Source organism: Tenacibaculum aquaeponti (assembly GCF_052084715.1).
Lineage (GTDB): Bacteria > Bacteroidota > Bacteroidia > Flavobacteriales > Flavobacteriaceae > Polaribacter.
In genome coordinates this window covers 3048277-3071843 of record NZ_CP197288.1, presented here as the reverse complement: position 1 = coordinate 3071843, position 23567 = coordinate 3048277, and the positions used below count along the sequence as shown (strand labels likewise).

Below are 23567 nucleotides of genomic sequence, written 5' to 3'. Positions count from 1 at the left end.
GTGATTATTTTTTAAGTGTGGTTAATTTTGCTTGTAAATTTTCAATTAATTTTTGTTGTTGAATAGTATACAAGGTTAACTCCTCTACTTTTTCCACTAATTTTAAAGTCAACTCTTTCAACTCCATCCCTTCTTTTACTACTTCTTTTTCCGATTTCATATTAGGTAAATGCTTATACTTTCTAATAAAACTATCTACTTCATTTAAAGGCATTAATTCATAGTCGTTTGCAAAAACATAATCTGGAAAAGAGCCAACTCTTAAGGTAACTTTATTAGCTACAATATCTTCTGCAGCAATATTTTTTGTTGAAATATCATTTTTTGTTACAAGTTTGGTACTAATAATAACATCTTCTTTTCCTGCAGACAGCACTTCCTTTTTTTCACTACCGTATAACACCTTAAATTTATCTACTTGAGAATTATTGTTAACATCAACATTTACAGTAAAACTTCCATCATTTGTAGATTCAAACTCCCTTGAAGCTAATTGAGTTTTACCAATACCTACATCTAATATTTTGGTTGCATTTGTCCCGTATAAAACTTTAAATGTATCTACATTTGGATCGTTACTATTTTTATCTATATGAGCAATGAATGAAGCTGAACTTTTTGAAGAAAAAGTACCTATATTAAAATCTACAGATCCCGAAGTTACTTTGTATCCGTTTCTGAAGTCTACTAATTGACCAAATTTAGCTTCTTTGTTAAAATATGGAATTCCATTAAAGTGTGTAGTACTATTAAAATGTGCAGAACTTTGAAAATTACTTCTAGCTTCAAAAAAAGTTCGTACTCTATGGGTTATGTTATCAGGTGTAAACCAAGCTAGTGTTGAATTTCTAGCCAATAAACTTATACCTTCATTTCCTCCTGCGCTATCTGTGTCTGAACTTATATTAATAGATCTTTGACTATCTATAACATACTGAGCGCTTACTGTAGTAAAACTACTAACTAAAACTGCACCTAATAAAAAAATTGTTTTTTTCATGATCTTTATTTAATTTTTATAATTAATTCAGCAGCAAATTTGATGTTAGTTTTTTTACTTTTTTTAGCATGAATCACTATTTCACATAGGTCATTATTTAACATAGATCACAATTTCATAAACATCACATTTTCACTGTTAATTAATTATTTTCATAAAAAAGGTAGGTTTTCCTTGTTTTTATCTGTTTTATATTAACAATCATGAATTTTATTAAATATTTTAACCTAAAAAACAGACATTAAACAATTATGATTTTACCCCCGATGTTAGATACCTTAAATGAAAATATATGTGAATTAATATTTTCTCAAGCAATAGAAAAAAAATACAATACTGGAGATCTTATTGTTTTGAAAGATGCTCCATTTCATAGAACAGCTCTTCTTACTAAAGGAGTATTAAAAGCCCATTTAGATGAAGACGATAATAATTCTTTACTGTATTATATTTCACCTTCCGAAAATCCATTCATTTGTCCTTTGGTGATAACTCAAACATCTATTTCTCCTATTTCAATAACAGCTATTGAAGATTGTTCTTTATTATGGATTAATAATGACAAACTAGAAGAATGGGAAAAGGAATATAGTTTTCTAAGAAATAGTAAAATAAAAAGTACTTTATATAACATTAGTAAAATTACATCGAGAATAAGTAATCGTACTACTCTTACTTTAGAAGATCGTTTATATAACTATTTATATGAAAAACATCATATTTACAGTACTAAAAAACTTCAAATTTCAAGAACTGAAATATCGTTAGATTTAAAAGTTCCATTACCTTCTATCTCTAGAGCATTAAAAAAACTAGAGTATAGAAAAAAGCTAATTAACAGAACTCGCTCTATACAATTAGTGTAAATTATTTTTTTTGTAAATTGTAAACTGTAAATGGTAAAAAATACTGCAACAAGTTATTTAAAATACTTGTTGTCTAATCTCTAAAATCTCTTTTATAATTATCTCTAAAATTAGTAACGTTTATTCATAAACTTGAATGAATTGTATTTGTTTATTTTTAAATTAACCTTTCAAAACATGCTACAAAACTTACCTTTTCCAAGAGATTTAATTGATTTAATTCAAAAAAAAACTACTATTCAAACTTTTAAAAAAGGGGATTTAATACTAGGAGATAGTCATAGTCTTATTGATACTTCCGTAATATTACTTTCTGGAGCTTGTAAAACAGCTACAGTCTTAAACAATAAAAAAACCCATTTATATTGTGTTGAAGCTAATCCTGAGTCTCCCAAATTATTATTTTGTTCTGATTTAAATAAAATTACTGATATAAACTTTTCAATCACTTCCTTAATAAATTGTGACGTTATTTTTATTCCTCATAACTTTATTATTGAATGGGCTATAAGATTTACTGAATTTGATTTTCTCATTAAAGAAGGCCTTAGATATATATTTCTAAATATTCTTAATGAAATGAAGAACATAAGTAGTTTTTCTTTAGAAGATCGATTGATAAAATACCTTAAGTATAAAACTTCTTTTTATGATGATAATGAAATTAAAATTCCATTATCTGAAATTTCAGAAGATTTAAATTTTTCAAGAGAAGCAATATCTAGAAGCCTTAGAAAATTAGAAGAAAAAAATCTAATAATAAAAAAACCTAGATCTATAATAGTTTTTTAATTTTTTTGAGAAAAGTTAGATTATATTGAGTTTCAAAATTGATTTTATAAAAAAAACCACATTTGAGTCTTAATTATAAAACACCTAATCTTATACACAACAAAAAACCTTTGAAGTTAACTTCAAAGGTTTAAATAAATTTTTATAAATCTGTCAACCTATTTTAGGACGACTCAAAATTAAATAAAATTAATGTTTAATTGGATTTTGCACTTTTCCCTTAAGGTGTTTTGCATAGAATCCCATCATTGATTTATATAATGCTATTCTATTTTCTTCTTTTCCGAAACCATGTCCTTCATCATATCTTACCATGTAAGGAACATCTACACCTTTAGCTCTAAGTCCTTCTACAATTTGATCTGACTCATCTATATTTACTCTAGGATCGTTTGCTCCTTGAACTACAAATAAAGGTTTCTTAATTTTATCAATATGGAAAACTGGTGAAACTTCGTTCATAATTGCTTTTTCAGCTGCCACATCTTCGTCGTACCAAATTTCTTTGATAATTTTTAAATAAGGTTTCCAATAAGGAGGAATAGTTTTCATAAATGTGAATAAGTTAGATACGCCAACATAATCTACACCACAAGCATATAAATCTGGAGTTTTAGTTAAACCTCTTAATACAGCATAACCACCATGACTTCCTCCATAAATTGCAGCTTTTTTTGCATCTACCCAACCTTTTTCGGTAACATATTTTAATCCATCTTCTACATCATCCATTGCTTTTCTACCAATTTCTTTAAATCCTGATTCTAAGAATTTCCTTCCATATCCACCAGAAATTCTAAAGTTAACTTGTAACGTAGCATAACCTCTACTTGCAAATAATTGTGATTCTGGATTGAATCCCCAAGAATCTCTAATTCCTTGTGGACCTCCGTGTGGATTTACAATAACAGGAACTTTTTCTCCATTTAAAGCTGCTTTAGGTAAAGTGATATATCCATGAATTGTTAAACCATCTCTACTTTTAAATGTAATTGGACGCATCTCAGCCATGTCTTCTGGATTTAACTGAGGCATTGTATTATAAATCTCTTTTAATTCATTTTTCTCTAAATCGTAGATGTAATAAATACCATATACTTTATCACTAGTGATGTATAACATAAATTTAGTTTCATCATCAGTTTTTCCTGTAACATAATATTGCATTCCAGGAAGCTTCTTCTTTACGGCTTTATCTAATTTCTTGTAGGTTTTACTTACAGGAATTAAAATATTCTTTTCTCCTTCGTACGATAAATAATCGATAGCGTAGTTGTTCTTTTTAGATAATCCTAAACCTCTAACATCGTACTTTTCGTTTGAGAAAATTTTCTTAATTGTTTTTTTCTTCTTTAAATCATATAATAAAATTTCGGCTTTATCTGTTTCTAGATTACTTAATACATAAGCATCGTGTGGATACTCTGTAGCATAGTTGAATGAAATAATACCGAAACTATCTTTCCAATTTAATTGTTTCCATAATTCATATCCTCCTTTTCCGTCTTCATAATACACCTCCATATTTACACCATCTTTCAACTTAGTGTAACCTCTTAAATTTCCGTCTTTATCGAACTGATATCCTGCAATTGGATTACTAGCGTCTTTATTCACAAATAATTGCTTGATATCACCTGTTATTACGTTCAGTTTATAAGGCTCAAAAATTTGTGGATTGTTTTTGTTTAATTGAACAATGATATGATCTTTATCTTCTCTTAATAAAGATTCGAAATTAGCTCTAACACCTTCGAAAGGAGTTAAATCTTTATTATTGCTTCCGTCTAAATTTACAGCGTAAATATGATAATTTTCATTTCCTCCTTTATCCATAGTATAAAAAAGGCGATTAGAATTTAACCATCCGTATCCTCTGATTAATTCTTCTTTTTGTTCAATAACTCTTCTAGCTTTTCCTGTTTGAGTATTTTTCACATATACATGTTGCTTTCCATTAGCATCACTTTCTTTGTATGATAAATATTTTCCATCAGGTGAAAAACGAAATGCACTACCTTTTGGATTCGCAAAATAATCTTCAACAGAATATTTATACGTTCCTTTTTCTAAAGCTGAAAGCTTATTTAAATCTTGCTCTGAAGAAACTAATGTTGGATTTCCCGGAACCGTTTTTTCTGTTTTTTTCAATGATAATGGAATTTCCATACCTCCTTGTTTAAAAGTTCCTTTGAACTCTTTTTCTTCTAATTTTGCTGAATAATTAATTCCTGCTTTTTTAAATACAATTGTTAATGTATTATCTGTAAACGTAGTTGTGTCCATTGGAATTCCTGTCGCTCCTTGAGATGGACTATCCATTGTTGAAGAAAATGCTCCATCCTTTTCAGAAATATTAAAAACTAAAGGCATTTCCATACCTTGAACTTTTAATGTTCCTTTCCAAGAACCTGTAATTTTTTGAGCACTTCCTACAGTAACACTAACTATAAAAAGTAAAAGTGTTAATAGATGGCTGTTTTTTTTCATTTGAATTTGTTTTAGGTTTTTAATCTGACTTTATAGTAGTTAGTAGACTCACCTCACAAATTGTTACAAACAGTTTCTATTTTTAAAAAACTTCTTTAGCTATTTTCTTGATATTATCTGATTTTCCCATTGAATAATAATGCAATACAGGAACACCTGCTTTAATTAATTCTTTACTTTGTTGAATTGCCCATTTAATACCAACTTCACGTATTTGTTTATTGTCTTTACAAGCTTCTATTTGTTCAACAAGGTCTTGAGGTAAATCTAAACGAAACACTTGAGGTAAAATATGCAGATGTCGTTTTACTGCAATTGGTTTTATTCCTGGAATAATAGGCACATTAATTCCTGCTTCTCTAGCTTTTTTAACGAAATTGAAATATTTCTGATTATCGAAAAACATTTGAGTAACTACATAATCTGCACCCGAATCTACCTTTTCTTTTAATCGTTTTAAATCTGATTCGATACTTGGCGCTTCTAAATGCTTTTCAGGATAACCAGCAACTCCTACACAGAAATCTGACTTATAAGGTGTTTCAATGATTTCATGCAAATACTTTCCTTTATTTAAATCACTAATTTGTTTTACTAAATCTGAAGCGTATTTATTTCCTCCATTAGAAGCTTTAAAATATTGCTGATCTTTTCTTGCATCACCACGTAGTGCCATTATATTATCTATTCCTAAATAGTGACAATCAACTAAAACATACTCTGTTTCTTCTTTGGTGAATCCTCCGCATAATACATGTGGAATAGCATCAACATCATATTTATATTTTAATGAAGCACAAATACCAACCGTTCCTGGTCGCATTCTTGTTATTTTCTTCTCTAAGAGCCCATTATCTTTTTCAATATAAATATATTCCTCTCTAGATGTTGTAACATCTATAAATGGAGGTTTAAATTCCATCAATGGATCAATATTATTATATAATTCTTGTATGTTTTGTCCTTTTTGAGGAGGAACAATTTCAAATGAAAATAATGTTTTCCCCTTTGCCTTTTTAATATGTTCTGTAACCTTCATCCTTAATTTCTATCTATTAAAGCAACTGTTCTTGAATTTCATTAATATCTCCTTCATATTCCCAATAAATCCATCTTCCATGGGCATAATCTGTAAGAATAAACTTTTCACTAACGGATTTTATCCTATCTAAATTGACTAACTTTTTATTAAAGCCATCGACAGTTACTTCTTCAATTATTTCTTTATTTTGATCATCGAAACCATGAACAATTTGATGACTTCCTAACTTTAATTCTATAAATCTTTTACTCATTTTATTTTAATTGAATGTCTGTGTTCTAACGTCATTCCGAATTCATTTCTGAATCTAATTATATCATTAAACAATTCGTTATGAGAAACTGAAACAAGTTCAGGTTCATGTGAACTTATCATTATACATTCCTAATATTTTTTAATCTGCAAGTACTGGGTTCAACCATTTTTTTGCATGTTCTAAAGAATTTCCTCTTCGGTTTACATAATCTTTTAACTGATCTTCTTTTATTTTCCCTAAACCAAAATATTTAGATTCTGGGTTTCCAAAATAATAACCAGACACACTTGCTGCTGGCCACATTGCTAAACTTTCGGTAAGTTTAACTCCTATTTTTTCTTCAACTTTTAAAACATCCCAAATGATATTCTTTTCTAAATGATCTGGGCAAGCTGGATATCCTGGAGCTGGACGAATTCCTTTATAGCTTTCTTTAATTAATTCTTCGTTAGATAAGTTTTCTTGATTCGCATATCCCCAATGTTTCGTTCGTACTTCTTTATGTAAGTATTCTGCAAAAGCTTCTGCCAAACGATCTGCGATAGCTTTAATCATAATTGAATTATAATCGTCGTTATCTTTTTCGAATGCTGCTGCTAATTCTTGAGTTCCGAAACCTGCTGATACACAAAAACAACCTATATAATCTTTCTTTCCAGTTGTTTTTGGCGCCACAAAATCTGCTAAAGCAATATTGGGCACGCCTGATTTTTTCTTTAATTGCTGACGAAGTGTTACGAAAGTAGCCTGAGTTTCTCCCTTTTCATTATATACTTCAATATCATCTTCATTTACTGTATTCGATGGGAATAGACCAAAAACTGCTTTCGCTTTTAGTAATTGTTCATCTATTACTTTTTGTAATAAAACTTGTGCATCTTTATATAATTCCGTGGCTTGCTCTCCTACAATTTCATCAGTTAAAATATTTGGAAACTTTCCATGTAAATCCCACGATCTGAAAAACGGACTCCAATCGATATAATCTAACAACACTTTTAAATCTAGGTTTTCAATAACTTGAATTCCTAAAAAATTAGGTTCTTTAATTTCTGAATTTTCCCAATCTATTTTGAATTTATTTTCTCTTGCTTCAGCTAATGAGATGTAATTCTTCTGCTTTGTTCTATTTAAAAACTGATCTCGAAATTTATCGTATTCTTCACGTATCTGTTCTTTATAAATTTTATTGTTTTCTTGTAACAAATCACCTACAACGGTAACTGCTCTAGATGCATCGTTAACATGCACAACTGCATTTGCATATTTTGGAGCAATTTTTACAGCTGTATGTGCTTTAGATGTTGTCGCTCCTCCGATTAATAATGGAATATTCATTTGTTCTTTCTCCATTTCGTTGGCCAAATACACCATTTCATCTAAGGACGGTGTAATTAATCCGCTTAAACCAATAACATCTACTTGCTCTTTTTTAGCTGCTTCAATTATTTTTTCTGGCGGAACCATTACGCCTAGATCAACAATTTCATAATTATTACAACCTAAAACTACACTCACTATATTTTTACCAATATCGTGTACATCTCCTTTTACAGTTGCCATTAAGATTTTTCCAGCAGAAGATGTGCTACTATCTTTAGATTCTTCGATAAAAGGTTGTAAATATGCTACAGCTCTTTTCATTACACGAGCCGATTTTACTACTTGGGGTAAGAACATTTTTCCACTTCCGAATAAATCTCCAACTACATTCATTCCGGCCATTAAATGACCTTCGATAACTTCAATAGGTCTCTTAACACTTTGACGAGCTTCTTCTACATCTTCTTCAATAAAAGCATCAACTCCTTTTACCAGACTATGTGTAATTCGATCTTGTAAATCTTTTTCTCGCCAAGCTTGCTGTTTTGCTGGATCTTCTTTTTTAATTCCTTTTACAGTCTCTGCAAACTCTAATAAACGTTCAGTTGCATCGTCTCTACGATCTAAAAGTACATCTTCAACATGCTCTAACAAATCTTTAGGGATATCATCGTACACTTCCAACATGGTAGGATTTACAATTCCCATGTTCATTCCATGTTGAATCGCATGATACAAGAAAGCTGAATGCATTGCTTCACGAACCGTATTATTTCCGCGGAAAGAAAAAGACACATTACTTACTCCACCAGAAACACTTGCATAAGGCAAGTTTGTTCGAATCCATTTTGTAGCTTCAAAAAAATCTACTGCATTTTTTCGATGCTCTTCCATTCCAGTTGCTACCGGAAAAATATTTGGATCGAAAATAATGTCTTCTGGAGCAAACTTTACTTTATCAACTAAAATTCGATAGGAACGTTCACAAATTTCAATTCTTCTTTCGTAATTATCGGCTTGACCTTTTTCATCAAAAGCCATAACAATTGTAGCTGCTCCGTATCTTTTAATCAGTTTTGCTTGACGAATAAAATTCTCTTCTCCTTCTTTTAAAGAAATAGAATTCACTACACATTTCCCTTGTGCTACTTGCAATCCAGCCTCTATGATTTCCCATTTAGAACTATCGATCATAATTGGAATTCGAGCAATATCTGGTTCAGAAGCAATCAAGTTTAAAAATGTTACCATGGCATGTACACCATCTAACATTCCTTCATCCATATTGACATCAAGAATTTGAGCACCACCTTCTACTTGATCTCTTGCAACTGCTAGTGCTTCTTGATATTTTTCTTCTTTAATTAACCGTAAAAATCGTCGAGAACCTGTAACATTTGTTCGTTCACCAACATTAATAAAGTTACTTTCTGGAGTAACAATTAACGGTTCTAATCCTGATAATTTTAAATATCTACTACTCATTCTCTGCTACCAAAACTTTTCTTGGTTTATAATTTTTAGCCACATCTGCAATTGCTTTAATGTGCTCTGGAGAAGTTCCACAACAACCTCCAATAATATTAATTAATCCATCTTTTAAAAAGTTCTCAATTAGATCTCTCATTTCTTCTGGAGTTTGATCATATTCGCCAAAAGCATTGGGTAATCCAGCATTGGGATGTGCCGAAGTAAAAAACTCTGTATTATGAGACAATCGTTTTAAATAAGGCTCTAGTTGCTCTGCACCTAGAGCACAATTAAACCCTACACTTAATAAAGGAATATGAGATATAGAAATTAAGAAAGCCTCAACTGTTTGTCCTGATAATGTTCTTCCACTTGCATCTGTAATCGTTCCTGAAATCATTACTGGAATATCGATTCCCCGTTCTTCTTTTACTTCCTCAATTGCGAAAATTGCCGCTTTTGCATTTAATGTATCAAATATTGTTTCTACCAACAACACATCTGAACCACCATCCATTAAAGCTTCTACTTGCTGTTTGTAAGCTACACGTAAATCATCGAAAGTAACAGCTCTATATTCCGGTCTATTTACATCTGGAGATAAACTTGCAGTTCTGTTTGTAGGTCCAATAGAGCCAGCTACAAAACGTGGTTGATCTGGATTTTTGGCTGTAAATTCGTTAGCTACTTCTTTAGCAATTTTTGCAGACTGAAAATTTAGTTCGTATACCAAATCTTCCATATCATAATCTGCCATAGCTATTGTTGTTCCAGAAAAAGTATTGGTTTCAATAATATCTGCTCCAGCCTCTAAATATTTTCTATGTACTGATTTTACAGCTTCTGGCTGTGTGATTGATAATAAATCATTATTTCCTTTTAAAGGAATATGATGTGAAGTAAATCTTTCTCCACAAAAATCTTCTTCAGTGAATTTAAATTCTTGAAGCATAGTTCCCATTGCACCATCGAGTACAAGGATTCTTTTTTGTATTTCTGTAAAAATGTTATGTGACATTCCTGATGTTAAATTTTGTATGCTATCAGGAAAAGAAGAAGTATTCTTTGGGTTATCTCTCCACAATATTTAAAATATTGAAGTAGAATTTAGCACCTTCTTTGTTTACACAAAGGGTTGCTAAGGTTTCAAAGGGTCTATTCCCTCCACCTTTCTTGATAACTATAAAATGTTTATGAACTGAATTGCAAAGTTATTGGTTTATTTTTTATTACACAATAATAGATTGTTTTTATATTTAGAATTATTATTTATAACCTCCAAAATGGATATTGAAAAAGTTAAACAGAAAATTCAATCTTATAAAGATGAAGTTAAAGATCTACATCCTTTTTTAAAAAACTTCTTTACTCACCTACCTTATATTAAACATATAGAATACACTCATGGAAACAGAGAATACGGTTCTAATTTTGTCTTAATACAAGAAGATCAAACATTGCTCAAAGAAAAATATACAGGTGTAGTTGTCAAAAGTCAAAAAATTCACAGTCAGACATTGAAAATATTGAACGTCAAATAAATGAATCTTTTAGAATGCCTAAAACTATTTTTAATGGACAAAAAAGAATTTCATTAGATAATGTATGGTTTATAACTAACAATAAAATTACTATTAATGCTCAAGATAAAATCAAAGAATACTTCAGTGATAAAAACCTAACCATTATAGATATAGACCAACTGACTAATCTAGTTTTAGATCATTATAAAGAATTTCAAAATATTTTACAGTAGAAAATAATCACATAAAAGGTAATGGTAAATTTCCGAAAATTGATATGGAAGGAAAATATTTAGGTTATTATGAAAATAACTATATAGAACAATTTATCTTCATTGGTGATCAAAAAAATCAAACTGCCACGATATACGGAGGTGATTTAGGTTGGGAAACAGAAATTAAATTATCAATGGAAATGGATAAAACAGATTATATTTTCAGTAAAAATGAAATACTATGGATATCAATTTGTTTTTCAAATATGTCTTCAAAAGATGTAACAGAAACTAACTCTTTTTTTACAGAAAAATTAAGCTACACTTTATAATTAAAAAGCCTTTTCAAAAATGAAAAGGCTTTTTAATTATAAATTTTCGACGACAATCGAACTAAAATTCTCTATACAAAAATATCTGAAGATAAATAACGATCTCCTCGATCACAGATAATTGCAACAATAATGCCTTCGTCTAGTGTTTCCGCTAATTTTAAAGCTGAAGCTACTGCTCCACCACTACTCATTCCTGAGAAAATTCCTTCTTCACGAGCTAAACGAATGGTCATTGCTTTTGCTTCTTCTTGATTTACCTCTAAAACTTTATCAATTTTTTCTCTTTTAAAAATTGCTGGTAAATATTCTTCTGGCCATTTACGAATTCCTGGAATGCGAGCTCCTTCTTTTGGCTGAACACCAACAATAGTAATATCTTTATTTTGCTCTTTTAAATAATCTGAAACTCCTGTAATTGTTCCTGTAGTTCCCATAGCAGAAACGAAATGAGTTACTTTTCCTTCAGTATCTCTCCAAATTTCTGGTCCGGTTGTACTATAATGTGCTTTTGGATTATCTAAATTATCGAACTGATTTAATCTAAAATATCCCTTTTTGTATTTTAATTCTAAAGCATGATCAATAGCTCCTTCCATACCAACTTCAGAAGGTGTTAAGATTACTTCTGCTCCGTAAGCTCGCATTGTTTTTACACGTTCTATAGTGGCATGTTCTGGCATTACCAATACCATATTTAATCCTAAAACTTTTGCCATTAATGCAAGTGCAATTCCTGTATTTCCACTTGTTGCTTCTACTAAAGTATCTCCTTTTTTAATGTTATTCTTTTTCAAAGCTTCAGAAATCATGTAATACGCTGCTCTATCTTTTACACTTCCTCCTGGATTATGTCCTTCTAACTTTAAAAACAGACGAACATTTTCTTTATTTATAATATTTGTAGCTTCTACTAAAGGCGTATTTCCTACAAAATCTGTAATATTTTTTGCGTTCATATACTAGTTATAAATACTATTTTGTGATTTATAAATCACAGTTGAATTTGGCTCTATAGACTTTGTTATGCAAACATTTGCTCCGATAACTGTATTTGCTCCAACCACAATATTTCCTAAAATTGTAGCATTTGCATAAATGGTTACATTACTTTCTATCGTTGGATGTCTTTTAACTTCAGCTAATTCTTTTTTTACTTGAATTCCACCTAAAGTTACTCCTTGATAAATACTAACATTATTTTCGATAATTGTAGTTTCACCTATTACGACACCTGTTGCATGATCGATAAAGAAAGCTTCTCCAATTGTTGCTCCTGGATGAATATCTACACCGGTTAAACTATGTGCATATTCACTCATCATTCGCGGTAAAATTGGGACATTAATTTTATACAATTCATGACTTAAACGATATATCGCAATGGCGTGAAAACCTGGATACGCTAAATATACCTCACCTAAACTTTTACAAGCTGGATCTTTATTTTCAAAAGCTTTTGCATCTAAATCTAATTTCTTTCGGATATCGCAGAATGATGTTTGATAATACATCCAAATTTCTTCGTGTTTTTCTACAGATAATCCTTTTAAGATTTTTACAAACTTACTTTTTAAATGATTGGCTTTTTCCTGACAAACATCTTCAAACAATGCATAAAATAGTTGTTTTGTAAAATATTCTACATCGTCTTTTAGTGATAAGTTGTAATTACTGAATTGCATTTTATTTTTTTATATAAATATAATTAACTTTCTGGAGCTAACTCTACTTCTAAACCTTCTAATTCTGGAGTCATTCGAATTTGACACCCCAATCTACTATTATCTTCTACATCGAAAGCTTCTGCTAACATCGCATCTTCATCATCTGACATTTCTGGAAGCTCGTGGCTAGATGTAACATAACATTGACAAGAAGCACACATGGCCATTCCTCCACAGATTCCTATGGTTCCTTCTGGAGCTAATTCGTAAGAACGAACAACTTCCATTAAATTCATTGCCATATCTGTCGGAGCAACTACATCATGAATTACACCTTCTCTATCTTTTATTTTTATATTAATATCCATTTCTTTCAGTATTAAGAAATTAGTATTAAGTCCTGAGTACTTTGACCTTCAGACTTAATACTTAACGCTAATTGATAGCTTTTACTACTGCTTTTGGTGCCTCTTTTTTAGTTCCGTCAAAACCTTCTACTCCTCCTACAGTTGTATATTTCATTACATACTTTTTGTCTGGAAAAATTCTCTTATATGCACTCTGACACATTAAAGTAGCTTCATGGAAACCACATAAAATTAATTTTAATTTACCTGGATATGTATTAACATCTCCAATAGCATAAATTCCTGGAATATTTGTTTGATAATCTAAAGAATTGTCAACTTTAATAGCATTCTTTTCAATTTCTAATCCCCAATTTCCAATCGGACCAAGTTTTGGGGCTAATCCGAATAAAGGAATGAAATGATCTGTATCGATTATAAAAGGCTCTTTATCTTTTTGTTCTACAACAACACCTGTGACTTTATCGTCTCCAAGAATTCCTTTTACTTCAGCAGGAGTAATTAAATTAATCTTGCCTAAGTTCTTTAATTCTTGAACTTTTTCTACTGAGTCTAAAGCTCCTCTAAATTCATTTCTTCTATGAATTAATGTTACTGATTTTGCAACATCTGTTAAGAAGATTGACCAGTCTAAAGCAGAATCTCCACCACCTGCAATAACCACATCTTTATCACGATATAATTCTGGTTCTTTAATCATGTATTCAACTCCGTTATCTTCGAATTTAGCTAAATTATCAATCTTAGGTTTTCTTGGCTCAAAACTTCCTAAACCTCCAGCAATTGCCACTACTGGTGCTTTATGTTTTGTTCCTTTATTTGTTGTAACGATAAATGTTCCATCGTCTTGTTTATCGATTGTTTCTGCACGTTCTCCTAAAGTAAAACCTGGCTGAAACTGCTTTCCTTGCTCTAATAACTTCTCCGTTAAATCACCTGCTAAAATCTCAGGATAAGCTGGTATATCGTAAATTGGTTTTTTCGGATAAATCTCTGAACATTGTCCACCTGGTTGTGCTAATGCATCTATTAAATGACAACGTAATTTTAATAATCCTGCTTCAAAAACTGTAAATAACCCTGTTGGTCCTGCTCCTATTATTAATATATCTGTTTCTATCATTTTTCTATCTTTTCTACTAAACCTTTAGTAAACTCGTTTAATGTTTCTACTTTTTGTTCAAAATTTCCTTTAATTGTTTTTCTATACTCGTTTAAATTCTGCACGAGGTCATCTATTTTATCTGGAATTACTTCTTCAAAAAATTGTCGTAATCTTTTTGCTGTTGTAGGTGATTTTCCATTGGTAGAAATTGCAATTTTCACATTTCCTTTCGTTACAATTCCTCCCATATAGAAATCGCAATACGGTGGATTATCTGCTACATTTACCAACTTACTTTGCGCTCTACAATCTTTGTAAACCTCAACATTTATTTCTGGAATATCTGTGGTTGCAATCACAATATGTTTTCCATCTAAATACGAAGTTTTGTATACATCGTTAATTAGTGTAACGTCGTATTTTTCTGCTAAAGCTTTTGTTCCTGTTCTAAACATTGGTGACACAATAGTAACTTTTGCATCTGGACTCGATTTCAACAAAAACGTAAGTTTTTCTTCTGCAACAAAACCACCACCGACAATTAATACCTGTAGATTTTTCACTTTAAGAAAAACAGGATATAAATTATTTCTTTCTTCATTCATTACCTACCATTTCTAAACTTGTTTCATTAACTATTCCTTGAAGAGTTTCTCTATGTTTTACTACTTCTCCAATTACGATAATTGCAGGATTACTTAATTGTTGTTCTTTAACAATATTTTCAATAGAAGCAATAGTACCAATTCCAACTTTTTCTCTTGGAGTAGTTCCTTCTTGAATAATTGCCACAGGTAAATCATGTTTTCCTTCTAATCGAAATAATGTAGTTATTTGCGAAAGTTTCCCCATTCCCATTAATATCACAACTGTTGCTTTTGATTTTGCTGCTAACGCAACATCTTCAGAAAGTTTATGTTGTTTTGTTGTTCCTGTAATTACCCAGAAACTTTCTGCACTACCTCTTTTTGTTAATGGTACATTTTGATATGCTGGAACTGCTATTGATGATGAAATTCCGGGTACCATCGCTACTTGTAATCCATATTTAGCAGCATATTCCATTTCTTCAGCTCCTCTTCCGAAAATAAAAGGATCTCCTCCTTTTAAACGCACTACATGTCCATGAGAATATCCTCTAGATACAATAAGTTCGTTAATTTGTTGCTGTTGATAACGATAACATCCTCGTCTTTTTCCAACAAAAATTAATTCAGCATTTGGATTCACATAATCTAATAATTCAGCATTTACCAGAGCATCGTATAAAATAACATCTGCATTTTTTAACGCTTTAATAGCTTTTACCGTAATTAGTTCTGGATCACCAGGACCAGCACCTACAACTGTTAATTTAGGAATTGCATTCATCATCTTTATTTTACTTCAACTTCTAACTTTCTGTATGCATCTACTTTATGATAAAAACTCTTTGCTTTTTTTACATAATTTTTAGCAAATTCTTCTGATGGTTCATTTTTATTTATTGCATAAACAAAATCTGCAAAAGAACTTTCTAAAACTATTCGATTAGTCTTTACAAAAACCTCTTCAAAATTTGCTACTATAGAAGCTTGAGTGTTTGTTTTAGCTCCTTCAACTGTTAATAATGCTTTTGCCGTGTTTATAATAGATGCATAAGAATGATAAATACTATCTGCCCACTTTTCTTCTTGAATAGATAATTCGGCATTTTCTATTTTCTCTTCGCTTTCAAATAATAATGTAGCTACTAAATCGATCACAACTCCTGCACATTCTCCTACACCAATAGCTTTAACATATTTTCTATCATGCCCCCAATCCACAAAATCATCTTCTGTTAAATTATCAGTACTTGATAAGTGCTTTAATAAATCATAGAAATATGTTTTTCCTTGTTTATCGTAATAATCTAAAAAACTTTCATTTTTAGTTTGATTATTTTTAAAATCATTTAATAAAACACGTAATGATTCTGGTCCTCTTTTACTAGGTATTTTAATTACTTTATCTGCAAATCTTCCTTTTCCATCTCCTAAAACACCTCCTCCTAATAAAATCTGCAATGCTGGTGCAACTAAATTTCCTGTTTTTATTGACATTCCTTGGAAACCAATATGAGCCATATTATGTTGACCACAAGCATTCATACAACCACTAATTTTGATTGTAATATCTTTATTATTTACATATTGTGGATACTCACTTTTTAAAACACGCTCTAGTTCAGCAGAAATACCTGTACTACTAGAAATACCTAAATTACATGTATCTGTTCCAGGACAAGCTGTGATATCAAATACACTATTATATCCTGCTTCAGTAAAACCAAGTTTATTTAATTCTGTATAGAAAAATGGTAAAAAAGCTTCTCTTACATGACGAATTAAAATATTCTGACGTAATGTAAATCGTAACTCGTTTGCTCCGTATTTCTTGATTAAATCGGCTAACTTTCTAGCTTTATCGGTATAAAAATCACCTAAATGTACTTTTATTCCAATAGCAAATAAGTCATCTTGTTTTTGTGGAATTACATTTGTAGATTTCCATAAATCATATGCTTCTTGATCTTCAATAGTTACTGAAGGAACTTCTGATGTTTCAAAAACAATTTCATTCTCAAAATCAGTCGTATCAATAGGATAAGATTGATATGCTAAAGCTCTTTTCTCTTTATCTACTAAATTTAAAAATCCATCTAAACCTAAATCTTTAACTAAGAATTTTAAACGCGCTTTTGCTCTTTTAGTTCTTTCTCCGTAACGATCGAAAACTCTTAAAACACCTTCAATAGTTGGAATTAATAAATCTGTAGCTAAGAAATCATACATTACATCTGCATGTCTTGGTTGAGAACCTAATCCACCTGCAAGTACAACTTTAAATCCATGAATTTCTTGATCTCCGATCTTTTTAGTTTTAGCAATAAAACCTAAATCGTGAATAAAACTTAATGCAGTATCATCATCTGTCGCAGAAAAAGACATTTTAAATTTTCTCCCCATTTCTTGACAAACAGGATTTCTTAGAAAGAATTGAAATGTTGCATGTGCGTATGGTGTTACATCAAACGGTTCTTTAGGATCTATTCCTGCGGTTTCTGATGCTGTTACATTTCTTACTGCATTTCCACAAGCTTCCCTTAAAGTTATATCATCTTTTTCTAATTGTGCCCAAAGTTCAGGGGTTCTATCTAAACTCACATAATGAATTTGAATATCTTGTCGTGTTGTAATATGTAATCTTCCTCTAGAATATTCATCAGATACATCAGAAATACGATGTAATTGCTCACTTGTTACTTTTCCGTAAGGAAGTTTTATTCGTATCATTTGAACTCCTAGCTGTCTTTGCCCATATACACCACGAGCTAAACGCAGACTTCTAAAACGTTCTTCATCTATTTTTCCTTCTTTAAAAAGTCTAATTTTTCTTTCTAATTCCAATATGTCTTTTTCAACAACTGGATTTTCTATTTCGCTTCTAAAACTTTGCATGGTAATAGGGTTTAATTATGCAAAAATTGCTGCTTGTTTAATAATTCTTCTTCGGTTTCTACATGATTCTCATCAGGAACACAACAATCTACAGGACAAACTGCTGCACATTGTGGCTCTTCGTGAAACCCTTTACATTCTGTACATTTATCTGGTACAATGAAATAGTATTCATCAGATATTGCTTCTTGATCATCTTCAGCATTCAGCTTAATTCCATTCAACAATTCAATATCTCCTTCTAAAGAAGTTCCTTGACCGTAATTCCAATCTTCAGCTCCTTCATAAATTGCTGTATTCGGGCACTCTGGCTCACAGGCACCACAATTGATACATTCGTCTGTTATAATAATTGCCATTTCCTGTTTTTTTAATTGATGAAACCTACACCCGAAGTATTATTTGTTTTCGGATTAATTAAGATAAAAGCTCCATTCGCTTTATTTTTTTTATAACTATCCACAAACAATGGTTTACTTACTTTCAGGCTAACTTTCCCTATTTCATTCAGGGAAAGTTTTGAAGGGTTTTCATGTTCGCCCGAAAAGTCAGTGTTAATAATTGTATTTAGACTGGTAATTTTAGCTTGCGCATCATTTACTCCGTGCTTGATATAATATTTTTCTGAAGCTCGTAATGGCGTACTATCCATCCAACAAATCGTAGCTTCTAATTGTTTTACAATTTTAGGTTCTTGACCAGTTTTCACTAACATATCACCTCTACTTACATTCACATTGTCTTCTAATGTTATGCTTACAGAACTTCCACTTTTAGCTTGTTCGAATTCTTGATCGAAAAACTGGATACTCTTTACTTTAGATTTTGTTTCAGAAGGCAATACTGTAACTTCATCACCAACTGCTAAATCTCCTCCATATAATTTACCAGCATAACCTCGATAATCATGATATTCATCTGTTTTAGGACGAATTACGGTTTGAACAGGAAAACGAACCTTAGATTCTACATTCAATTCACTTTTAACATTCAAACCTTCTAGATGGTCTAATAAACTTTTACCTGTATACCAAGGAATATTATTAGAAGTTGAAACTACATTATCTCCATGTAAAGCTGATATTGGCACAAATGTTAAATTTTGATCTTGATAATCACTTTTTTGAGACAAATATTCTATTTCACCTTTAATCTGATTGAATTTCTCTTCAGAATAATCTACCAAGTCCATTTTATTTACTGCGATAACAACTTCTTTCACTCTGAGTAGATTATTGATAAAGAAATGACGATATGTTTGCTCTACCACTCCATTTCTAGCATCTACTAAAATTATAGACGCTTGAGAATTTGACGCTCCAGTAACCATATTTCTGGTATATTCGATATGCCCAGGACTATCGGCTACAATAAAACTAGTTCTTGGTGTAGAAAAATAAATATGTGCTACATCGATTGTAATTCCTTGTTCTCTTTCTGCTACTAAACCATCAGTAGCTAATGAAAAATCTAGATAATCAAATCCACGCTGTTTACTTTTATCTTCAATTGCTTGAAGTTTATCTTCAGTCAATGAATTTGTATCGTATAAAATTCGTCCTATTAACGTGCTCTTTCCGTCATCTACACTTCCTGCTGTTGCTATTTTTAGTACGTTCATTTTTTTTTATTGATAGAGAGCTTTAGACTGTAAGAATTTTATAAATAATCCCCAAAACAATAATCACTTACAGTCTTTCACCCCATAAATTTTGTAATCTTTTAAAAATATCCTTGTTGTTTTCTTTTTTCCATTGCAGCTTCAGATCGTTTATCATCAATTCTAGCACCACGTTCTGAAATTTTAGAATCTCTAATCTCTGCAACTACAGATGCGATATCTACAGCATCAGATAAAACTGCGGCAGTACAACTCATATCTCCAACTGTTCTAAAGCGAACCATTCTTTGCTCTACTTTTTCATCTTCATCTCGATATACAACTCCATCATTTGCAGACCAAATAAGTCCGTCTCTTAAAAAAGTTTCACGCTGATGCGCAAAGTATATAGAAGGAATTTCAATGGCTTCCTTTTGGATATATGACCACACATCTAACTCTGTCCAATTTGAAATAGGAAACACACGAACATTCTGACCTAAATCTATTCTTCCATTTAACATATCGAATAATTCTGGTCTTTGATTTTTTTCATCCCACTGACCGAAATCATCACGAACTGAGAAAATTCTTTCTTTTGCTCTTGCTTTTTCTTCATCTCTTCTTGCACCACCGATACATGCATCGAATCCGAATTCTTCAATTGCATCTAATAGAGTTTCTGTCTGTAAAATATTTCGACTAGCATACTTACCAGTCTCTTCTTTTACTTTACCAGCATCTATATTATCTTGAACATTACGAACAATTAACTCAACTCCTAATTCTTCAACTAATCGATCTCGAAACTCAATAGTTTCAGGAAAATTATGGCCTGTATCGATATGCATTAAAGGGAATGGAATTTTTGCTGGGTAAAAAGCTTTTTGAGCTAATCTTACCAAGGTAATACTATCTTTTCCTCCAGAAAACAATAGTACAGGTTTTTCAAACTGAGCTGCTACTTCTCTTATGATATAAATTGCTTCGCTCTCTAATGCTCCTACTCTAATTACATTCGTATTCATAATCATGTTTTTTAAATATGTAAACCACATTCTCTATTACTCTCTACTTTAGTTGGATCGAAATATTTAAACTCGTTAGGTAAATCGAACTCAGCCAAATATTGATCTAACTCTTCGTCAGAAAAATTATAAAAAGGACTTACTTTTAGTACTCCATCTTTACTGACAGAAACAGTATCAATACTATCTCTAAAAGCAGTTTGTCCTTTCCTTAAATTAGTAAACCATACATCTGGTTGATGTTCGTTCATTGCTCTCTTAAAAGGCTCTAACTTAACTTGTTCTGTAAAAACAGCATGATTAGGATCATCTACACTAGGTAATCCTAAGACGATATTTCTGTGTGCAACTGTTTGCTTTGGCACGTATAACTTTACATTTAAACTTAACTTTTCTATAAGTTCTTCTGCGTGCTTATAAGTTTGAGGTGTATTATAACCTGTATCACACCATACAACAGGAATATCTTTTTGCTCGGTCACCACTAAATGTAAAATTGCACTTTCGTATGGTCTAAAATTAGTTGTTACTACTGGCCTTTTAGCTACTGACAACGCCCAATTCACAATCTCTTGAGGAGATTTCCCTTTTAATTCTTTGTTTATGTTTTCTATATTCATTTTCTACCCCATTTTATACTATTCCAAACTCTTTCATGAAAAAAATACAATAGCATTTTAGTTACTAATTCAATTCCTCCAATTGATAATGCTGTATCTATTTCTCCTGTAATTAACCATGAAATAACTATTGTATCTATCGTCCCTACCGCCCTCCAACTAAATGATTTAACAACACTTCTTAATGGTTTCTCAGAGTATCTATCTTCCTTAAAATTTGATTTATCTTCTATTATTTGTTCAAATATCATTTTAAAACACATTTACCCTATCGGGATGGTAGGTTTATGAGGCAAATATACATATGATTCACTAATATCAAAGTAAAAATCAAAAAATTAACACTTTAGTAATATTTGTTTAACTAAACTAAATCAGCAAGTGTAGTGTTTCTTAATACATGTAATGTATTATCACGCACTTGAATCATTAATTTATGTACAGCGCATGCCTCTTCATCTGGACAATCATCGCATTTTTCATAAAAATTCAAGCTTACACATGGTACCATTGCAATTGGACCTTCAAGAGTTCGGATTACTTCTGTCATTTTAACTTCAGAAGGGTCTTTTATCATATAATATCCTCCACCTTTTCCTTTTTTGGCCCCAAGCACACCTGCTTTTCTTAAGGTAAGTAATATACTTTCTAAAAATTTATGAGATATATTTTCACTTTCAGAAATTGTTGCAATCTGAACCTTTTCTCCTTTTTCTTGCTTCGCTATAAAAGTTAAAGCTTTAATCCCATATTTTGTTTTCTTAGAAAGCATATTACAAATATATACTTTTTATAAATTTTTATCCATCTAAAGCTTGTTTTAGATCTTCTATAACATCATCTACAAATTCTAAACCAATAGAACTGCGTACCAATCCATCTGTAATTCCAACTTCTAGTCGATCTTTTTCGCTTAATTTACTGTGAGTTGTAGAAGCAGGATGTGTTACAATTGTTCTTGAATCTCCTAAATTTGCAGATAAAGAACATAGTTTAATTTTATTTAAAAACTTTCTTCCAGCTTCGATTCCTCCTTTAATTTCAAAAGCTACAATATTACCTCCTAATCTCATCTGCTTTTTAGCTACTTCATATTGAGGATGTGATGGTAAAAAAGGATATTTCACAAAATTTACTGCTGGATGCGCTTCTAAAAATTGAGCAACTTTTAATGCATTTTCACAATGTTTATCTACTCGAACAGCTAAAGTTTCTAGACTTTTAGATAAAACCCAAGCGTTAAATGGTGACATAGCAGGACCAGTATTTCTAGCAAATAAATAAATTTCTTTAATCAGTTCTGCTTTTCCTACTGTAACTCCACCTAAAACTCTACCTTGTCCGTCAATTAATTTTGTCGCTGAATGAATTACCAAATCTGCTCCGAATTTTATCGGGTTTTGTAAATATGGTGTTGCAAAACAATTATCTATCACCAATAACAAATTATGCTTTTTAGCAATTTGAGATAAAGCCTCTAAATCCAAAACATCTACTGCTGGATTTGTAGGTGATTCTGCATATAATATTTTAGTATTCGGTTGAATTAAACTTTCAACTTTATCTAATTCATTTACTTTAAAATAACTAGTCTCTATATTCCATTTTGGTAAATACTTCGTAAATAAACTATGTGTAGAACCAAAAACAGAACGAGAAGAAACAATATGATCTCCAGCATTTAATAATGCTGCGAATGTTGAAAACACAGCTCCCATTCCTGTAGCAAATGCATAACCTGCCTCTGCTCTTTCCATTGCAACAATTTTATCTACAAACTCTGTAGTATTCGGGTTAGAAAATCTACTGTATAGATTTCGCTGCTTCTCTTCTGCAAAAGAAGCTCGCATATCTTCTGCATCATCAAAAACAAAACTCGATGTTAAATATAATGGTGTAGAATGTTCTGAAAACTGTGAACGTTCTGTTTGAATTCTTACTGCTTGTGTTTCAAAATTCTTACTCATATCTCTTCGTTATTCAAAATAATTTTATAATTTATTTTAGCTGTTTTTTCTATAATTTTAGCTACAGAACAGTATTTTTCTACAGCCAAACTTGTTGCTTTTTTTACTTTTGCACTACTCACTGTTCCGTTAAAATTATATGTAATTGTGATATCTTGAAAAATTGCTGGTATTTCATCTTCTTTACGAGTAGCATCTATTGAAACATTATAATCGAAATCGTAAACCTTTTGTTTGTTTAGAATCTTTACGACATCTATGCTACTGCAACTTGCCAGACTTACCAACATTAATTCCATAGGACGAATAGCGTTTACTGAAGTTTCATCTTGAGTTTGTCCTACTAATAATGAATAACCCGTTTGATTTTTTGCTTCAAATAATAGGTGTTTGTTATAATTTTTTAGTTGAATGTTCATTT

General features: G+C 31.0%; 26 protein-coding genes and 1 riboswitch. Of the genes, 5 read left to right on the top strand and 21 right to left on the bottom strand.

Annotated features, from left to right (window positions below):
* Nucleotides 1-4 precede the first annotated feature (4 nt).
* Nucleotides 5-1000, bottom strand: a complete 996-nt coding sequence (locus tag ACSIGC_RS13940; protein WP_442265419.1) for a hypothetical protein — start codon at nucleotides 998-1000, stop codon at nucleotides 5-7.
* Between the two features lie 251 nt (nucleotides 1001-1251).
* Between ACSIGC_RS13940 and ACSIGC_RS13935 the strand changes: the two genes are divergently transcribed.
* Nucleotides 1252-1866: a Crp/Fnr family transcriptional regulator gene (locus ACSIGC_RS13935; protein WP_442265418.1), complete on the top strand. Its 615-nt coding sequence runs from the start codon at nucleotides 1252-1254 to the stop codon at nucleotides 1864-1866.
* Nucleotides 1867-2043: 177 nt separating this feature from the next.
* Entirely contained in the window at nucleotides 2044-2658 is a 615-nt protein-coding gene (locus ACSIGC_RS13930) for a Crp/Fnr family transcriptional regulator (protein ID WP_442265417.1), read from the top strand.
* A 189-nt stretch (nucleotides 2659-2847) separates the two neighbouring features.
* Here the strand turns inward: ACSIGC_RS13930 and ACSIGC_RS13925 are convergent, their stop codons facing one another.
* The 5 genes from ACSIGC_RS13925 to ACSIGC_RS13905 form a co-directional block, all read right to left on the bottom strand.
* Nucleotides 2848-5148 carry a S9 family peptidase gene (locus tag ACSIGC_RS13925; protein WP_442265416.1) on the bottom strand — a complete coding sequence of 767 codons (2301 nt, stop codon included), beginning with the start codon at nucleotides 5146-5148 and terminating at the stop codon, nucleotides 2848-2850.
* 82 nt (nucleotides 5149-5230) lie between these two features.
* Nucleotides 5231-6187 (bottom strand): methylenetetrahydrofolate reductase [NAD(P)H], encoded by a 957-nt coding sequence (metF, locus tag ACSIGC_RS13920; RefSeq protein WP_442265415.1) that lies wholly within the window; start codon nucleotides 6185-6187, stop codon nucleotides 5231-5233.
* Between the two features lie 16 nt (nucleotides 6188-6203).
* Entirely contained in the window at nucleotides 6204-6443 is a 240-nt protein-coding gene (locus ACSIGC_RS13915; protein ID WP_442265414.1) for a hypothetical protein, read from the bottom strand.
* 141 nt (nucleotides 6444-6584) lie between these two features.
* Nucleotides 6585-9254 (bottom strand): methionine synthase, encoded by a 2670-nt coding sequence (metH, locus tag ACSIGC_RS13910; protein ID WP_442265413.1) that lies wholly within the window; start codon nucleotides 9252-9254, stop codon nucleotides 6585-6587.
* On the bottom strand, nucleotides 9247-10257 hold the full coding sequence (locus tag ACSIGC_RS13905; RefSeq protein WP_442265412.1) for a homocysteine S-methyltransferase family protein: 1011 nt from the start codon (nucleotides 10255-10257) through the stop codon (nucleotides 9247-9249). Before ACSIGC_RS13905 ends, metH begins: the two co-directional genes overlap by 8 nt.
* Nucleotides 10258-10306: 49 nt before the next feature.
* A riboswitch (SAM riboswitch) is annotated at nucleotides 10307-10422 on the bottom strand.
* A 100-nt stretch (nucleotides 10423-10522) separates the two neighbouring features.
* Between ACSIGC_RS13905 and ACSIGC_RS13900 the strand changes: the two genes are divergently transcribed.
* Genes ACSIGC_RS13900 through ACSIGC_RS13890 form a run of 3 tightly spaced genes read left to right on the top strand, consistent with a single transcriptional unit; the run spans nucleotide 10523 to nucleotide 11309 of the window.
* Nucleotides 10523-10780: a hypothetical protein gene (locus tag ACSIGC_RS13900; protein WP_442265411.1), complete on the top strand. Its 258-nt coding sequence runs from the start codon at nucleotides 10523-10525 to the stop codon at nucleotides 10778-10780.
* A 14-nt stretch (nucleotides 10781-10794) separates the two neighbouring features.
* Complete coding sequence (locus ACSIGC_RS13895; protein ID WP_442265410.1) at nucleotides 10795-10995, top strand: hypothetical protein; 201 nt, start codon at nucleotides 10795-10797, stop codon at nucleotides 10993-10995.
* Between the two features lie 44 nt (nucleotides 10996-11039).
* Nucleotides 11040-11309, top strand: a complete 270-nt coding sequence (locus tag ACSIGC_RS13890) for a hypothetical protein (protein ID WP_442265409.1) — start codon at nucleotides 11040-11042, stop codon at nucleotides 11307-11309.
* Nucleotides 11310-11380: 71 nt separating this feature from the next.
* Here ACSIGC_RS13890 and cysM read toward each other — a convergent pair whose 3' ends face one another.
* The 15 genes from cysM to ACSIGC_RS13815 form a co-directional block, all read right to left on the bottom strand.
* Complete coding sequence (cysM, locus tag ACSIGC_RS13885; RefSeq protein ID WP_442265408.1) at nucleotides 11381-12268, bottom strand: cysteine synthase CysM; 888 nt, start codon at nucleotides 12266-12268, stop codon at nucleotides 11381-11383.
* A gap of 3 nt (nucleotides 12269-12271) precedes the next feature.
* A complete protein-coding gene (gene epsC, locus ACSIGC_RS13880; protein ID WP_442265407.1) occupies nucleotides 12272-12994 on the bottom strand; it encodes a serine O-acetyltransferase EpsC in 723 nt (240 codons plus the stop codon).
* A gap of 23 nt (nucleotides 12995-13017) precedes the next feature.
* On the bottom strand, nucleotides 13018-13344 hold the full coding sequence (locus ACSIGC_RS13875) for a 2Fe-2S iron-sulfur cluster-binding protein (RefSeq protein ID WP_442265406.1): 327 nt from the start codon (nucleotides 13342-13344) through the stop codon (nucleotides 13018-13020).
* Nucleotides 13345-13411: 67 nt separating this feature from the next.
* Complete coding sequence (locus tag ACSIGC_RS13870) at nucleotides 13412-14467, bottom strand: NAD(P)/FAD-dependent oxidoreductase (RefSeq protein ID WP_442265405.1); 1056 nt, start codon at nucleotides 14465-14467, stop codon at nucleotides 13412-13414.
* Complete coding sequence (locus tag ACSIGC_RS13865; RefSeq protein ID WP_442265404.1) at nucleotides 14464-15054, bottom strand: precorrin-2 dehydrogenase/sirohydrochlorin ferrochelatase family protein; 591 nt, start codon at nucleotides 15052-15054, stop codon at nucleotides 14464-14466. Before ACSIGC_RS13865 ends, ACSIGC_RS13870 begins: the two co-directional genes overlap by 4 nt.
* Complete coding sequence (cobA, locus tag ACSIGC_RS13860; protein ID WP_442265403.1) at nucleotides 15047-15823, bottom strand: uroporphyrinogen-III C-methyltransferase; 777 nt, start codon at nucleotides 15821-15823, stop codon at nucleotides 15047-15049. Before cobA ends, ACSIGC_RS13865 begins: the two co-directional genes overlap by 8 nt.
* A gap of 2 nt (nucleotides 15824-15825) precedes the next feature.
* Nucleotides 15826-17931 (bottom strand): nitrite reductase, encoded by a 2106-nt coding sequence (locus ACSIGC_RS13855; RefSeq protein ID WP_442265402.1) that lies wholly within the window; start codon nucleotides 17929-17931, stop codon nucleotides 15826-15828.
* Between the two features lie 11 nt (nucleotides 17932-17942).
* A complete protein-coding gene (locus tag ACSIGC_RS13850) occupies nucleotides 17943-18290 on the bottom strand; it encodes a 4Fe-4S dicluster domain-containing protein (protein WP_095074191.1) in 348 nt (115 codons plus the stop codon).
* Between the two features lie 11 nt (nucleotides 18291-18301).
* On the bottom strand, nucleotides 18302-19552 hold the full coding sequence (locus ACSIGC_RS13845; protein WP_442265401.1) for a sulfate adenylyltransferase subunit 1: 1251 nt from the start codon (nucleotides 19550-19552) through the stop codon (nucleotides 18302-18304).
* A gap of 101 nt (nucleotides 19553-19653) precedes the next feature.
* Nucleotides 19654-20589, bottom strand: coding sequence for a sulfate adenylyltransferase subunit CysD (gene cysD / locus ACSIGC_RS13840; protein WP_442265400.1), 936 nt, complete (start codon nucleotides 20587-20589; stop codon nucleotides 19654-19656).
* Nucleotides 20571-21179 (bottom strand): phosphoadenosine phosphosulfate reductase domain-containing protein, encoded by a 609-nt coding sequence (locus ACSIGC_RS13835; RefSeq protein ID WP_442265399.1) that lies wholly within the window; start codon nucleotides 21177-21179, stop codon nucleotides 20571-20573. Before ACSIGC_RS13835 ends, cysD begins: the two co-directional genes overlap by 19 nt.
* On the bottom strand, nucleotides 21176-21430 hold the full coding sequence (locus ACSIGC_RS13830) for a DUF2061 domain-containing protein (protein WP_442265398.1): 255 nt from the start codon (nucleotides 21428-21430) through the stop codon (nucleotides 21176-21178). Before ACSIGC_RS13830 ends, ACSIGC_RS13835 begins: the two co-directional genes overlap by 4 nt.
* A gap of 113 nt (nucleotides 21431-21543) precedes the next feature.
* Nucleotides 21544-21951 (bottom strand): RrF2 family transcriptional regulator, encoded by a 408-nt coding sequence (locus tag ACSIGC_RS13825; protein WP_442265397.1) that lies wholly within the window; start codon nucleotides 21949-21951, stop codon nucleotides 21544-21546.
* Nucleotides 21952-21979: 28 nt separating this feature from the next.
* A complete protein-coding gene (locus tag ACSIGC_RS13820) occupies nucleotides 21980-23146 on the bottom strand; it encodes a trans-sulfuration enzyme family protein (protein WP_442265396.1) in 1167 nt (388 codons plus the stop codon).
* Nucleotides 23143-23565 carry an OsmC family protein gene (locus tag ACSIGC_RS13815; protein ID WP_442265395.1) on the bottom strand — a complete coding sequence of 141 codons (423 nt, stop codon included), beginning with the start codon at nucleotides 23563-23565 and terminating at the stop codon, nucleotides 23143-23145. Before ACSIGC_RS13815 ends, ACSIGC_RS13820 begins: the two co-directional genes overlap by 4 nt.
* Between the last annotated feature and the right edge of the window lie 2 nt (nucleotides 23566-23567).

Coding starts and splice junctions, on each gene's coding strand:
- ACSIGC_RS13820 (WP_442265396.1), bottom strand. CDS start 23,146: ATGAGTAAGAATTTTGAAACACAAGCAGTAAGAATTCAAACAGAACGT.
- metF (WP_442265415.1), bottom strand. CDS start 6,187: ATGAAGGTTACAGAACATATTAAAAAGGCAAAGGGGAAAACATTATTT.
- ACSIGC_RS13850 (WP_095074191.1), bottom strand. CDS start 18,290: ATGGCAATTATTATAACAGACGAATGTATCAATTGTGGTGCCTGTGAG.
- metH (WP_442265413.1), bottom strand. CDS start 9,254: ATGAGTAGTAGATATTTAAAATTATCAGGATTAGAACCGTTAATTGTT.
- ACSIGC_RS13865 (WP_442265404.1), bottom strand. CDS start 15,054: ATGAATGAAGAAAGAAATAATTTATATCCTGTTTTTCTTAAAGTGAAA.
- ACSIGC_RS13855 (WP_442265402.1), bottom strand. CDS start 17,931: ATGCAAAGTTTTAGAAGCGAAATAGAAAATCCAGTTGTTGAAAAAGAC.
- ACSIGC_RS13930 (WP_442265417.1), top strand. CDS start 2,044: ATGCTACAAAACTTACCTTTTCCAAGAGATTTAATTGATTTAATTCAA.
- ACSIGC_RS13895 (WP_442265410.1), top strand. CDS start 10,795: ATGCCTAAAACTATTTTTAATGGACAAAAAAGAATTTCATTAGATAAT.
- ACSIGC_RS13870 (WP_442265405.1), bottom strand. CDS start 14,467: ATGATAGAAACAGATATATTAATAATAGGAGCAGGACCAACAGGGTTA.
- ACSIGC_RS13900 (WP_442265411.1), top strand. CDS start 10,523: ATGGATATTGAAAAAGTTAAACAGAAAATTCAATCTTATAAAGATGAA.
- ACSIGC_RS13890 (WP_442265409.1), top strand. CDS start 11,040: ATGGAAGGAAAATATTTAGGTTATTATGAAAATAACTATATAGAACAA.
- cobA (WP_442265403.1), bottom strand. CDS start 15,823: ATGATGAATGCAATTCCTAAATTAACAGTTGTAGGTGCTGGTCCTGGT.
- ACSIGC_RS13940 (WP_442265419.1), bottom strand. CDS start 1,000: ATGAAAAAAACAATTTTTTTATTAGGTGCAGTTTTAGTTAGTAGTTTT.
- ACSIGC_RS13925 (WP_442265416.1), bottom strand. CDS start 5,148: ATGAAAAAAAACAGCCATCTATTAACACTTTTACTTTTTATAGTTAGT.
- ACSIGC_RS13835 (WP_442265399.1), bottom strand. CDS start 21,179: ATGAATATAGAAAACATAAACAAAGAATTAAAAGGGAAATCTCCTCAA.
- ACSIGC_RS13915 (WP_442265414.1), bottom strand. CDS start 6,443: ATGAGTAAAAGATTTATAGAATTAAAGTTAGGAAGTCATCAAATTGTT.
- ACSIGC_RS13935 (WP_442265418.1), top strand. CDS start 1,252: ATGATTTTACCCCCGATGTTAGATACCTTAAATGAAAATATATGTGAA.
- ACSIGC_RS13830 (WP_442265398.1), bottom strand. CDS start 21,430: ATGATATTTGAACAAATAATAGAAGATAAATCAAATTTTAAGGAAGAT.
- ACSIGC_RS13815 (WP_442265395.1), bottom strand. CDS start 23,565: ATGAACATTCAACTAAAAAATTATAACAAACACCTATTATTTGAAGCA.
- ACSIGC_RS13845 (WP_442265401.1), bottom strand. CDS start 19,552: ATGAACGTACTAAAAATAGCAACAGCAGGAAGTGTAGATGACGGAAAG.
- ACSIGC_RS13825 (WP_442265397.1), bottom strand. CDS start 21,951: ATGCTTTCTAAGAAAACAAAATATGGGATTAAAGCTTTAACTTTTATA.
- ACSIGC_RS13875 (WP_442265406.1), bottom strand. CDS start 13,344: ATGGATATTAATATAAAAATAAAAGATAGAGAAGGTGTAATTCATGAT.
- cysM (WP_442265408.1), bottom strand. CDS start 12,268: ATGAACGCAAAAAATATTACAGATTTTGTAGGAAATACGCCTTTAGTA.
- epsC (WP_442265407.1), bottom strand. CDS start 12,994: ATGCAATTCAGTAATTACAACTTATCACTAAAAGACGATGTAGAATAT.
- cysD (WP_442265400.1), bottom strand. CDS start 20,589: ATGTGGTTTACATATTTAAAAAACATGATTATGAATACGAATGTAATT.
- ACSIGC_RS13905 (WP_442265412.1), bottom strand. CDS start 10,257: ATGTCACATAACATTTTTACAGAAATACAAAAAAGAATCCTTGTACTC.